The following is an 11,891-nucleotide window of genomic DNA, read 5'->3' on the forward strand; positions in this document are numbered from 1 at the left end:
TCTGCGCGCTGGGGTGCTGGCATTGATCCTACGGAGGGATGCATGCGTGGCGGTGAGTTCGCGGATCTCCAGGCCTTCGCCGCCATTGCCCGGCATGGGCACTTCGCGCGGGCCGCCGCGGAGCTGGGCGTGTCGCCCTCGGCGCTCAGCCAGACGATGCGTCACCTGGAGGAGCGACTCGGGGTGCGGCTGCTCCACCGCACCACGCGCAGCGTCGCCCTGACGGAGGCGGGAGCGCGTCTGCTCGAGCGGCTCGTGCCCGTCTTCGAGGGGCTGGACGCGGCGCTCGAGGGCATCAACGCCTTTCGCGAGCGCCCCACGGGCACCCTCCGCCTGACGGCCCCCCGCTCGGCCACCGTGCACTTCCTCCAGCCCCTGTTCGTCCGCTTCCACGAGAAGTACCCGGACGTGGCGCTCGACATCACGGTGGATGACGCGGTGGTGGACATCGTCGCGGCGGGCTTCGACGCGGGGCTGCGTCTGGGCGAGCGGCTCGAGCAGGACATGGTGGCGGTGAAGCTCGGGGGGCCGCTGCGCCAGCTCGCGGTGGCCTCGCCCGGCTATCTCGCGCGCCATGGGACGCCCCGCACGCCCGAGGAGCTGCTGAACCACACCTGCATCAACTGGCGCCAGTCTGGCAGCCTGGCCCTCTACCCGTGGGAGTTCGCCCGGGAGGGCAAATGGTTCGAGGTGGCGGTGAAGGGTCCGCTCATCCTCAATGATCGGAGGCTCGCCATCGAGGCCGCGATGGAGGGCCTCGGCATCGCCTTCTGGTCCGAGAGCTTCATGCGGCCGTTCATCGACGAGGGCCGGCTGGTGCCGATGTTGGAGGAGTGGTCCCCGCCCTTCCCGGGCTTCTACCTGCACCATCCGAGTGGCCGGCAGATGCCCGCGGCGCTGCGCGCGTTGATCGACATGCTCAAGGAGTCCTTCCCGGCGAAGTAATACTTCGAAATCAAACTCCGTCCCGGAGCGGTAAATACGCGGCCACCTCCAGCGGTCCATTCATGCACAACGGGACGCGAGCAGCCCCCTCGAGAAGTTCGAGAAGAGCTCCGCGCACCGAAGCATTGGAATGAAGGAGCACCGCCATGAAGCGCATGTTCACGTGGATGTCCGTTGCCTTCGCTCTGTATTCGAGCACCCCGGCCCTGGCCTCGTCGCGGAACGACGGCCCGCCCAACGGCAATCCCGGCACCGTGCACGGCCGGAGTGGCCCGGAGCGCGAGTCATCCCGCGAACGCGCCGAGCGGGAGCGCCGCGAACGAGAGGAGCGGGAACGCCGCGAACGAGAGGAGAGGGAGCGCCGCGAGCGGGAGGCGCGTGAGCGTCGCGAGCGTGAGGAGCGGGAGCGTCGCGAGCGTGCCGAGCGCGAGCGTCGCGAACGTGAGGAGCGTGAACGCCGGGAACGGGAAGCCCGGGAGCGCGCCGAGCGTGAGCGCCGGGAACGGGAAGCCCGGGAGCGTGCCGAGCGTGAACGCCGGGAGCGCGAGCGCGGAAACCGCACGCATGAGGCCTCGCCCGTGTACCGCTGACGCGTCACCCGCCGCGAAAAACGGCACCCCAGCGCGGCCGAAATGAAACCGAAACATTCGGCGCGCAAACTGGCGCACGTCGCATCCTCACTCCCCGGAGGAGCCCGTGCGCCCATCATCCCGCATCCAGGCAACGCTGACCGTGGTGACGGCCCTGCTTTCCGCGTCGGTTCACGCACTGCCCGCCAGCCGGCCCGGCCCGGCTCTCGAAGCGGTGCAGGCCTGCGCCACCAAGAGCCCTGGAGCGGCCTGCGAGTTCAGCCACCAGACCCGCGCACTCGTGGGGATGTGCGAGGCCCACGAGGGCGAGGCGCTCGCCTGCCGTCCCGCTCCGCCCTCGAGGCCTCTCTCGCGAAAGCAGACACCCGAGGAGTAACCCTCCCCTACTGCGGGTATTGAAAAATACAGATTCATTCAATCCTCCCCATCACCTACTGAGCGTTCCCGCCCGACGGTGAGCGCCTGGGGAGAAAACCATGACGCCTCGCCCATCCCTGGTGGGATGCTGACTCCTGGCTAGCTCCAGGACACGGGGTCTCCATGGCCAATCGCATCAGCCGCATCACCGCCTATGTCGAGAAGCGCAAGCTCGGCTTCGGCGTCGCGCGCCTCATCATGATGAGCGGGGTGAACGTGCGCGCGATTCCACCGGATGAGCCGGACCCTCCGGACGCGTTGAGGCGACTGGAGCAGGCGCTGGTCCGGGTCTTGTCGCCCGAGGAGCTGCGAGAACTTCAAACCCTGCTGGAGAACGACAAATGACGGTGACGATTGGAGTGGGAGTGGGTCATGACCAGGACACGAAGCAGGCAATGCGCGGCGCGGTGGAGCGGGCACGGGCGGGACTGGGCGGCGCACCCATCCAGGCGGCCTACCTCACCGCGACGGTGGACCACGAGGCGGCGGACGTCCATGCCACCTTCCGGGAGCTGTTGCCCGGAGTCGCGCTGCACGGGGTGACCACGTCGCTCGGGGTGCTCACGCCGGAGGGCGTCCAGAACGAGGGCCATGGGGCGCTGGCGGTGATGTTGTTCGGCGGCCCACCGGGAATGGCCTTCGTGGCATCGTCGCAGGAGGAGGAGGGGCGCCGGGCGGGAGAGACCGCGGCACGCGCGCTGGTGCGCCAGGCCGGAGGCCGTCAACCGAGGATGATTCTCTTCAATGCCTCGCCGGGGCAGGAGGAGGCGATGCTGACGGGCATCGCGAGTGTCTGTCCGGACGTGCCCTGCTCCGGAGGCAGCGCCGCGGATCACGCCATCGCGGGACAGTGGAGTGTCTTCACCCACGAGGGGCCGGTGCGCTCGGGCGTGTCGCTGCTGGGGTTCTTCGGCGAGCTGCGGTGTGGCACGGCGCTGTCGGTGCCCTACGCCCCCACGGGCACGCGCGCGCGGGCCACGGGCTCCGAGGGCCGGACCCTGCTGACGCTGGATGATCAGCCCGCTGCCCAGGTCCTGGGGCGTTGGATGGAGGGGGCCATCGACGAGCAGCTGCGCTCGGGCGGCAACATCCTCGCGCAGACGGCGCTCCGGCCCATCGCCGTGCGCCGGGAGTTCGGCCAGGGGGAGCACTACATCACGGTGCACCCGGCCCATCTCCACGCGGACCGGGGCACGGTGGACATCTTCGCCAACATCGAGCCCCGGGACGAGGTGTGCTTGATGACCGGCACGCCCGAGGGGTTGGTGAACGAGATGGCCCACCTCATCGACATGACGCTGGCGCGGGCGGGACTGACGGCGCGTGAGGTGAAGGGGGCCTCGCTCATCTTCTGCGCCGGGTGCGCGGGTGCCCTGGGGCCCCGCATCGACGAAGGCCTGCGCACGTTCACGCGACTGCTTCCCGGGGTGCCCATGCTCGGCCTGTGCACCTTCGGCGAACAGGGTCACGTGCCGGGACTCGGCAACGTGCATCAGGATCTGTCGCTCAGCCTCGCGCTCTTCGGCGACGAGCGGCCCTGAGCAGGTGGCGTGCAATCCCGCGCGGACGTGGTGCGCGGCTTCATCGAGGACGCGCTCGACGAGGACATGCGCTGCCACATCATCGACGAGGACAAGAAGGACAGCTGAGCGGAGCCGCTCAGGCCGCGAGCGCCTCGATGGCCGTGCCCACATCCTCGAGGCGGGACACCACCTTCACCGCTCCCGCCTCCAGCAGGGCCCGTGCATGACCGGGCCAGGAGTGGCCGCCTCCCGTGAAGCCGATCACCCGCATGCCCGCCGCGACGGCCCCCTCGATGCCGTGCGAGGAGTCCTCGATGACGAGCGCGTCGCGCGGCTGCACACCGAACACCCGGGCCGCGTGCAGGAAGACATCGGGCGCGGGCTTCGAGCGGCCCAGCTCGGGGGCCGAGAAGATGTGGGGTTGGAAGCGCTCCCAGAGGCCCGTCGCGCCCATGCTGATCTTCAGCCGCGCGGTGCTCGAGTTCGAGCAGACGCAGCGCGGGCCCTGGAGCCGATCGAGCAGCGCATGCACACCCGCGATGGGCTTCACGCTCTCCAACCTGCGATCGATCTCGAGCGTCGCGCGCTGACGGAAGTCTGAGGGCAGGGGCCGCCCGAGCTCCCGGTGGATGAGGATCTCGAGTTGCGCGTGGGTCAGCCCGGTGAAGCGGTTGATGGCCTCCTCATGGGAGAGGGAGAGGCCCAGCTCGCGCATCATCTCGGCGTAGACCCCCGACGCCAGGATTTCCGAGTCGATCAACACGCCGTCACAGTCGAAAATGGTGAGCATGGCCCTCCTTTTACCGGAGGGAGATCCCGGGCGGATCAGCTTCCCGCATCTCCGGGGGCGTCCACGCCAAGGGCCGTCGAGCCGATGCGACGCCGGAAGCGGCTGGGAATCCAGCGGCTTCCGGCCCACACCCGGGGAGGAACTCGTCCCTCAGGGAGCGGCGCTCTGTGCGTCCTGCTCGTCCGCCGTGGGAGCGGAGGACGCGGCGGGCTTGGTCTCGCTCGCCGGCTTCTTGGCGCTGGGGCTGGCCGCGGCCTGCCTCGCCAGCTCGCGAGCACGCTGGGCCACCTTGGGGTTGGGCGCGAGGATCATGAACATCAGGCGCCCTTCCATGCGGGGGGCCTGCTCGACGACCGCCACTTCCTTCAGGTCCTGGATCACGTCCTGAAGGATGGTGGTGCCCTGCTCCTTGTGGGTGATTTCCCGGCCCCGGAACTGGATGACCACCTTCGCCTTGTCTCCATCCTCGAGGAAGCGCCGCACGTTGCGGACCTTGAACTCGTAGTCATGCTCCTCCGTCTTCGGGCGGAGCTTGATCTCCTTGAGGTGGACGACGACCTGCTTCTTCTTGGCTTCCGAGGCCCGCTTCTTCTCCTCGTACTTGAACTTGCCGTAGTCCATGATCTTGCAGACCGGTGGAACGGCCATGGGGCTGATCTCGACCAGGTCGAGTCCCTCGGAGCGGGCCCGATCCAGGGCGGCCTCGAGCGGCATGACGCCGAGCTGCCCGCCATCGGGGCCCACCACCCGGACTTCCCGGGCGCGGATACGGCGATTGGTTCTCTGATCGCGGCTACCGCCGCGGCTGCTTCTCTGGTCGCGAATGATGTGACTTACCTCCGAAAAGGGTTTCAGGCCGGTCCCCATGAAGATGGGACAGGCCCCTACAGGACGACAGGGTCCGGGGAACGATGTGAGGCCCCCGCGAGCGGGAATGCGTTCGGATGCCCGCTCGCCAGCCAGGAGGGAGCGCCCTCGGATACACGCTCCCCGGTGGAGGACGCTCATATCAGGATAACGCTGGGACCGTGTGCCCGCCGCGCGCAGTTCCTTGCACCGGGTGACACTCGGTGGATCCACCCCGGACAGGGGTCGCTCCGACCCCTCCCGCGAGTCGTGGGTCTGGCAGGCAAGCGGGACGGGCCCGCGACGCGCGGCTCAGGCGCCAGAGGAGCGCAGCTGGGTCAGCGCCGACTCGACGTATTTGACCCCCTTGGGCGTGAGCGCCCTGCCCTTGGGGGTGTCCTGGGTGAAGCCGGCGTTCAGGCGCAGCGCCTTGGCCGCGTTCGGGGCGGCGTACGTCACGCCGAGCTCACCCCAGAAGCGCGAGGTGATCCCCGACGTCACCTCCAGTTCCAGGGCGCGGGCGAGGTAGAGCGGAATGAGCGAGCGCAGGAGCTGGTCCTTCCGCCGCCCGGCGGCCACCAGCTCCTCTTGCCTGGGATGAGCCCGGAGCGCGTCCACCAGCGCGCCCACGGTGTCCTCCGGCTCGGCGGCTGGTGCCCGCGCCGAGCCAGCCACCTGCCCGCGCGCGGCCTTCTTGCTCCGCCCGGAGGCTGGTTTGCGCACGGCGGTGGCCTTCTTCTTCGGCGCGGCGGCCTTCTTCGCGCGCGGAGCCCTCGGCGATGCGGCCGGGGACACCTCGCGCGGGCGCTCCACCGGCCGCGCCGCCAGCGGTTCCGGACGTTGCGTGGCAGGCGGTGGCGCGAGCGGCGTCCCGGCCGGCGCCACGGGCCCGGGCACTTCCTGGCGCGGAGCCACCCGGGGAACGTCCTCCGGCCAGGAACGGGACGCACCGGACGGCTTGCACGGGGCGCGGCCGCGCAGCGCTCCGTACGCCTCCGCCACCACGCCTCCGAGCCCCGCGCGCTCGAGCAACGATTCCAACCACCGAAGACCGTTGAACACCTGGTGCGTCCTCCTTGAAGCGCCAGACTCTACTACATACCTGGGAAGGTACCCCGCCAGACAGGCGGGCCTCGGGCGGATCCCCCTGGGCAGCCTCCATGAGGTCGGGCATCGTTGGAGCGAGTCTCTCCTTCCGGAGAACGATCCATGAAGGTTGCCCCGCCCCACCCGCAGGAGGAGGCGCGCCTCGCGGCGCTGGATGCCCTCCAGATCCTCGACACCCTGCCGGAGGCCGGCTTCGACGATCTCACGCGACTGGCCTCGCGGATGTGCGGAATGCCCATCGCGCTCGTGTCCCTGGTGGACCGCTCCCGACAATGGTTCAAGTCCCGCGTCGGACTGGAGGCCCAGGAGACCCCGCGCGACATCGCCTTCTGCGCCCATGCCATCCTGGACGAGCGGCCCTTCGTGGTGCCGGACGCGCGCGAGGACGAGCGCTTCCATGACAATCCGCTCGTCACCGGGGAGCTCCATCTGCGCTTCTACGCGGGCGTCCCCATCAAGAGCGTGGAGGGGCACAACATCGGCACCCTGTGCGTCATCGACCAACAGCCGCGCCAGCTCACCGCGGAGCAGGCGGAGATGCTGGCGGCGATCGGCCGTCAGGTGGAGGCCCAGTTGCAGCTGCGGCTGCGGGTGCGCGAGCTGGAGCGGCGCGAGGAGGAGCTGCGCTCGCAGCGCGACACGCTGGCCAGCCTGCAGCGCCAGAAGGACGGGCTGCTCCAACGGGTGATGCGCGACTTCAAGGCGCCCCTGTCCACCATCCTCACCAACGCCACCTTCACGCTCTACCGCCCGCACCTACCCGAGGAGCTGCAGCGCAGCACGCGCGACATCCGCGACGCGGCGGACAATCTTCAGCGCACCGTGTCCAACCTGCTGGACACGAGCGGCGACGAGTCCGCCACCCCCCTCGTCGCGGCCCCCTTCGACGCCCACCTGTTGCTGTCCGAGGTGGCGCGGGACTTCCAGCAACGGCTGGTGAGCTCCCCGCGCCGCTTCATCCAGTGCGTGAAGCTGGCGGAGCCGCTGCTCATCGCGGACCGCGAGCTGCTGCGCCGCACCCTCGCCAATCTGCTGGACAACTCCTTCCAGTACACGGCGCTGGGCAGCAGCAGGATCACGCTCGAGGCCACCAACCCCGAGCCCGGCCTGCTGGAGCTGCGGGTGCGCGACGAGGGCCCCGGCATCCCCCCCTCCGCGCGCGCTCACCTCTTCGAGGCCCACCTGCCCGACGAGAACACCCCCACCTCGGGACGCTCCGAGGGCGGCAACCGGCTCGCGCTCGCCTTCTGCCGCCGCGCGGTGCAGGCCCATGGGGGATGGATCTGGGTGGAGGACAACCACCCCAAGGGCACGGCCTTCTGCATCCGACTGCCGCTGCGCCCCCACGGGCCCCTGTTCTCCGACTCCTGAAAAAGACGACGCCCGAGGGCCATGGGGCTCCCGGGCGTCCGGACGTCACGGTGCGTGCCGGAGGGCTAGTAGGTGCCCTTCATCGTCACGTTGGTGTAGGCGCTGTAGCCGTACGAGCACGCGTACCAGGTCCCCGCGGCCGGGCTGCTGATGGTGCAGCTCTCGCTGTTGCCACTCTTGTACGGGCGGCAGGCGTAGGAGCTGGTGGTGGGCTGCGAGCCCTGCCTCACGTACAGGTCCGCGTCACCCGTGGTGCCCGTCTTGCCCGTCTGGGTGAAGACGACCGAGGTCTTCCCGCTCGGCACGCTCAACGTGAAGCACTTCCACGTGCCCGAGGAGCCCGAGTACGAGGCCGTCTCCACGCCGTTGGTCAGCACGCTGCCATCACCGCCGGAGCCCGAGGAGTACGTGCCCTTGAGGCTCATGCCCGAGGCGTCGGAGTAGCCGAAGATCTTCACGTACCAGGTGCCCGCCTGCGGGTTGGCGATGGTACAGGTCTCCGTGTTGCCTCCCTTGAACGGACGACAGTCGTACACGGTGCTGGACGGCTCGGCACCGAACTTCACGTACATGTCGCCGTCACCCGTGCCACCGCTCAGGTCGAACGTCAGGCTGGTGGAGCCGGCGGGAACGGCCAGCGTGTAGATGCAGCTCCAGACGCCCTCGCTGGCGGAGATGCCCGTCACCGCCACACCGTTGGAGAGCGCCACCTGCGTCGTGCAGGGGGGCGGCGGGGGGATGCCCACGCCCACGGCCGTCCAGGTCGCCGTCACGGCCTCCACGGTGGCCGCGTCGTAGCCGAGCGCCGCCGCGGCCTGCTCGGTGTACGTCTTCGCCTGGGCGAAGGTGGTGCTGGGCGTCATCAGGTCCACGTTGGCCTTGTAGAAGATGGCGCCGGCCTTCTGCACGCCGATGGCCGGGACGACCGTGGTGGACTTGCCACGCGGGTGCGTGCCGCCCTTGGAGAGCAGCGTGAAGGCCAGGTTGGCGATACCCGAGCTGTAGTGCACGTCCTTGCTGCCCGCGCTGCTGGTCCAGTAGTCCAGCGAGGCGCCGTCCTTGGCCGGGTCGTACATGTAGCGCAGGGCGTCGTTCGGGATGGCCGGGGTCCAGATGTCGTCACCCACCATGAACACCTCGTTCGTGGTGGCCCAGGTGCCCGAGGCGTAGCTCTCGCAGTAGGCGCCAAAGATGTCGCTCATCGCCTCGTTGAGGCCACCGGACTCGCCCGAGTAGATGAGGTCGGATTCGTGATCGGTCACCGCGTGGGTGAGCTCGTGCGTGGTCACGTCCGCGGACAGACCGAGCATGGTCGAGTCCGTGCCGTTGCCATCGCCGTACACCATCTGGGTGCCGTCCCAGTAGGCGTTCACGTAGTTGGTGCTGTAATGCACCGTGCTGATGAGGGTCGCGCCCGCGTTGTCGAGCGAGTCACGGCCGAAGTTGTTCTTGTAGCAGTCGTAGGTGCCGCCGAGCTTGTCGTAGTTGACGTCGACGTGGGTGTCGCCCGTGGCGGCCTGGCCCTCGGAGCGCTTGAGCGTACCCGGAGTGCTGCTGGTGTTGTTGGCCGAGTACACCTTGCGGTTGAGCGCGGTGTGGATGTCCGTGGTGCGGCCCAGGAGGGAGCCATCGCGCGCGCTCACGAAGACGTGGTCACGCACTGGCAGCAGGGCGCCCTCGCCCGTCACCACCACCTCGTAGGCCAGCTGGAGCCGGCTGCCCGCGGGGCGGTAGTAGACGAGCTGGGCGCTCCCGGCGCTCAGCCCGGTGCCCTCGGTGTGGCGCAGGGCGGACTGGGTGGCCGCCTCGCGGGAGACGCGCGCCACGGCCGGGACGTTCTCGCCATCGCGGGCCGTGCCGTTGACCGCGTAGACGTGGCCTTGGGGGTCCACGTGGACGACGAGCTCCTCGCCCACCACCGGCAGGCCGTTCTTCGTCTGGGCATAGCGCACGTGCGTGTGGCCCTGGGCGTCCACGCGGGTGCGCCGCACCATCAGGTCCGCCGCCTGCAGGCGGAAGATGGGAGCGATGCGGTTGAGCGCGTCGCCCATCCGGGCGCGCACGTCACCGGCCGCGAGCCCCCGTAGGGATTGGCCCGTGGAGCCGAAGTCACCCCGGACGTAGAAGGGAATCACTCCGTCCTCGTGCTTGCCGACGATCTGGACGCCAGGGATGGCGCTCAGCGCGGACTTCACGTCGGCCGAGGACAGGGTGCCAATCTCGTCGGTGCTCTCCGGCGTCGCGTTCGTGCCCTCCACGCCGCACGCCGCGAGGGGCAAGGCGAGGAGCGCGGTCAGAATCCGATGACGAACCAAGGGCAAACCTCCTGCTGGCCGGTGACGGAGATGTCACCGAGGCCGTTCCCGGTTCGAGCAGAATCCATGCCATTTGCTAAAGAGCCGTAAGCCCATCTAATCCTTGATGGCGCGAGCACCTCCCCTGGTACATGGATGTCGCAGTCGGCCCCCGCCGCTGTATGGAACCTTGACATCCGAGCCGCCAACCCCCTGGAAGCGCGGGAGAATCCGGCCGTGCACCCGCACCGTCCTGACTCAGGACATGTCCAGTAGATCCTGACACCGCCCCCAGAGCGACCCGGGCTACGAGCCGCTGGACGAGGGAGCCGGGGTGAAGCCGCCATGGAAGGTGATGGGAATGGCGTGCTCGAACCACGCCCGGGCCAGCGGCTCCGCGCCGGGGTGCCGCGCGTCCAGCACCGCCACGTGCGTCAGGCCACTCGGCGCGTCGTACACCTGCGTCAGCACGTAGCCGTCATCCTCCTCGATGGCACCCGCTCGCGGCACGAACACCGGCTCGGTGGGGTACGGCTCGCTCCCCAGCGCGAAGCGCTCCTCGCGCCCCGTCGTCATGTCCACCTTCGCCACCGCGTCGTGCGGCCCGCGCTGCGCCGCCGGCCCCGAGTGCACGGACAGGTAGAGGTAGCGGTGCTCCCGCGTCTCCACCCGCGGCGCCACCCGGGGGAACTCGGAAGACAGGGCCAGGCGCTCCTCGGTGCGGAAGGTGCGTGCCTTCAAGTCCAGCGTCGCCCGGTGCAGCCGGCCCTGGGAGGGCATCGTGGGCACGCCGTGCGTCAACTCGCGCAGCCAGGTGTTGGTGCCGAAGTCCGGGTAGCGCACGTAGTCCACCACCACGCTCCCCTCGCGCTCGTACGCATTGGCGAAGTGCCACGTGAAGAGCGGCTCCGTCTCGATGCGCACCGGGTTGGCCAGGTCATCGAGGGGCACCACCAGCACCTGCGTCCCCAGCTCCGGCCGCCACTCCAGGTTCCTCGAATAGTACCCCACCCCCAGCAGCATCTTGAAGACGTCGAGCCGCAGGGGAGTCACGAAGAAGACGAGGTGCCGCTCGGTGGCGATGAAGTCATGGATCATCGTCGGCCCGGGCAGGGGAACCTGGCCCAGGTGGCGCGCGCCCCCGCTATCCGGCAGCTCGTACAGCTCCAGCGTGGTGACGCGCCCGTAGCGCATGCCGAAGTTGTACGTCGCCTCGCGCCCCGGCACCCGGTGCGGGTGCGCGGAGAAGTTCGTCAGGATGACGCCCAGGTCCGTCTCGCCCAGCCAGCGCAAATCCTCCGGGGAGAGCTCCGTGGGCAGGCCCCCCTCGTACAGCGCGAAAATCCGCCCGTTCCACTCCAGCACCGACGTGTTCGCCGCGTTCCTCTTTTGCGCCCCATGCCTCAGCCTGCGCCACGGCGAGGACCCCGTTCCGTAACCGCCGCCGAGGATCCTCCCCGCCGCGCGCCCGGCGCGCAGGCCCGGGGTGTCGATCACCCGCGCCGCCCCTCGTGCGCCGCTCCCGTCGAAGCGCACCGCCATCACGCCACCGTCCCCGTCGAACCAGTGCCCGTAGCGCTCCGCCCCCACGCCGAAGGTCATCGAACCCACCCGCCTCAGCGTGCCCCGCAGGTCCTCCGGCAACTTCCCCTCCACCCGGAGCGGCTGGAAGCCCTGATCCTTCGTCAGGTCGCGGAAGGTCCCGCGCCAGCCCGGCTGCGCGGAAGACTGCTTCATCGCCGTGCGCGTCATCCCGTATGTCCTCCAGCGGAGACTCCCCTCGCGGGCCCCGCTCATGATGGCGTTGTCGGACTTCAAGCTACCCCGCTCACGGGGGTCCCCAAAGACAACCAGCACGACCACCGGTCTCCCTGGAACTGTCGGGCGTCGGTCGGTTGACCGCCAGGGCGGGGAGCACCCCGGGAGCGGGCGGAATCCTGGGCGGCCAACCCTGGCAGAATACGTCGTGATGCGTTGCCAGACTTGCGGACGACGATGGGCGGGAACC

The 11,891-nt window shown here is 69.5% G+C and carries 11 protein-coding genes; 5 read left to right on the forward strand and 6 right to left on the reverse strand.

All coding sequences use genetic code 11. From position 1 onward, the window contains the following. Positions 1–42 precede the first annotated feature (42 nt). Positions 43–945 (forward strand): LysR family transcriptional regulator, encoded by a 903-nt coding sequence (locus CYFUS_RS38355; protein ID WP_095989714.1) that lies wholly within the window; start codon positions 43–45, stop codon positions 943–945. 284 nt (positions 946–1,229) lie between these two features. Here the strand turns inward: CYFUS_RS38355 and CYFUS_RS52005 are convergent, their stop codons facing one another. Next, positions 1,230–1,511: a hypothetical protein gene (locus CYFUS_RS52005; protein WP_198316287.1), complete on the reverse strand. Its 282-nt coding sequence runs from the start codon at positions 1,509–1,511 to the stop codon at positions 1,230–1,232. Positions 1,512–1,641: 130 nt separating this feature from the next. Here CYFUS_RS52005 and CYFUS_RS38365 point away from each other — a divergent pair, with 130 nt between their 5' ends. The 3 genes from CYFUS_RS38365 to CYFUS_RS38375 all read left to right on the forward strand — a co-directional run bounded on the left by CYFUS_RS38365 (position 1,642) and on the right by CYFUS_RS38375 (position 3,493). After that, entirely contained in the window at positions 1,642–1,911 is a 270-nt protein-coding gene (locus tag CYFUS_RS38365; protein WP_095989715.1) for a hypothetical protein, read from the forward strand. 164 nt (positions 1,912–2,075) lie between these two features. Then, the gene (locus CYFUS_RS38370; RefSeq protein ID WP_095989716.1) at positions 2,076–2,297 is read left to right on the forward strand and encodes a hypothetical protein; all 222 of its coding nucleotides are present in this window, start codon (positions 2,076–2,078) and stop codon (positions 2,295–2,297) included. Next, positions 2,294–3,493 (forward strand): FIST signal transduction protein, encoded by a 1,200-nt coding sequence (locus tag CYFUS_RS38375; protein ID WP_095989717.1) that lies wholly within the window; start codon positions 2,294–2,296, stop codon positions 3,491–3,493. The genes CYFUS_RS38370 and CYFUS_RS38375 overlap by 4 nt, the downstream gene beginning before the upstream one ends. 118 nt (positions 3,494–3,611) lie before the next feature. Here CYFUS_RS38375 and CYFUS_RS38380 read toward each other — a convergent pair whose 3' ends face one another. The 3 genes from CYFUS_RS38380 to CYFUS_RS38390 form a co-directional block, all read right to left on the reverse strand. After that, the gene (locus CYFUS_RS38380) at positions 3,612–4,265 is read right to left on the reverse strand and encodes an HAD family hydrolase (protein WP_095989718.1); all 654 of its coding nucleotides are present in this window, start codon (positions 4,263–4,265) and stop codon (positions 3,612–3,614) included. A 150-nt stretch (positions 4,266–4,415) separates the two neighbouring features. Next, positions 4,416–5,093: a translation initiation factor IF-3 gene (gene infC / locus CYFUS_RS38385; protein WP_095992484.1), complete on the reverse strand. Its 678-nt coding sequence runs from the start codon at positions 5,091–5,093 to the stop codon at positions 4,416–4,418. 330 nt (positions 5,094–5,423) lie between these two features. Then, positions 5,424–6,173, reverse strand: coding sequence for a hypothetical protein (locus tag CYFUS_RS38390; protein ID WP_232537052.1), 750 nt, complete (start codon positions 6,171–6,173; stop codon positions 5,424–5,426). A gap of 147 nt (positions 6,174–6,320) precedes the next feature. On the opposite strand from CYFUS_RS38390, the gene CYFUS_RS38395 reads away from it, so the two are divergent. Next, positions 6,321–7,589, forward strand: a complete 1,269-nt coding sequence (locus CYFUS_RS38395) for a GAF domain-containing sensor histidine kinase (RefSeq protein ID WP_095989719.1) — start codon at positions 6,321–6,323, stop codon at positions 7,587–7,589. Positions 7,590–7,654: 65 nt separating this feature from the next. Here CYFUS_RS38395 and CYFUS_RS38400 read toward each other — a convergent pair whose 3' ends face one another. Together CYFUS_RS38400 and CYFUS_RS38405 are read right to left on the reverse strand one after the other, a co-directional pair. Continuing rightward, positions 7,655–9,904: a M4 family metallopeptidase gene (locus CYFUS_RS38400; protein ID WP_095989720.1), complete on the reverse strand. Its 2,250-nt coding sequence runs from the start codon at positions 9,902–9,904 to the stop codon at positions 7,655–7,657. Positions 9,905–10,189: 285 nt separating this feature from the next. Then, the gene (locus tag CYFUS_RS38405) at positions 10,190–11,635 is read right to left on the reverse strand and encodes a carotenoid oxygenase family protein (RefSeq protein ID WP_095989721.1); all 1,446 of its coding nucleotides are present in this window, start codon (positions 11,633–11,635) and stop codon (positions 10,190–10,192) included. Positions 11,636–11,891: the final 256 nt, after the last annotated feature.

The organism is Cystobacter fuscus (assembly GCF_002305875.1).
GTDB lineage: Bacteria > Myxococcota > Myxococcia > Myxococcales > Myxococcaceae > Cystobacter > Cystobacter fuscus_A.

What these genes read in the sequence shown, in the direction of transcription:
- CYFUS_RS38355 (WP_095989714.1), top strand. Translation starts at nt 43, where the DNA reads ATGCGTGGCGGTGAGTTCGCGGATCTCCAGGCCTTCGCCGCCATTGCC.
- CYFUS_RS52005 (WP_198316287.1), bottom strand. Translation starts at nt 1,511, where the DNA reads ATGCGTGCGGTTTCCGCGCTCGCGCTCCCGGCGTTCACGCTCGGCACG.
- CYFUS_RS38370 (WP_095989716.1), top strand. Translation starts at nt 2,076, where the DNA reads ATGGCCAATCGCATCAGCCGCATCACCGCCTATGTCGAGAAGCGCAAG.
- CYFUS_RS38375 (WP_095989717.1), top strand. Translation starts at nt 2,294, where the DNA reads ATGACGGTGACGATTGGAGTGGGAGTGGGTCATGACCAGGACACGAAG.
- CYFUS_RS38380 (WP_095989718.1), bottom strand. Translation starts at nt 4,265, where the DNA reads ATGCTCACCATTTTCGACTGTGACGGCGTGTTGATCGACTCGGAAATC.
- CYFUS_RS38395 (WP_095989719.1), top strand. Translation starts at nt 6,321, where the DNA reads ATGAAGGTTGCCCCGCCCCACCCGCAGGAGGAGGCGCGCCTCGCGGCG.
- CYFUS_RS38405 (WP_095989721.1), bottom strand. Translation starts at nt 11,635, where the DNA reads ATGACGCGCACGGCGATGAAGCAGTCTTCCGCGCAGCCGGGCTGGCGC.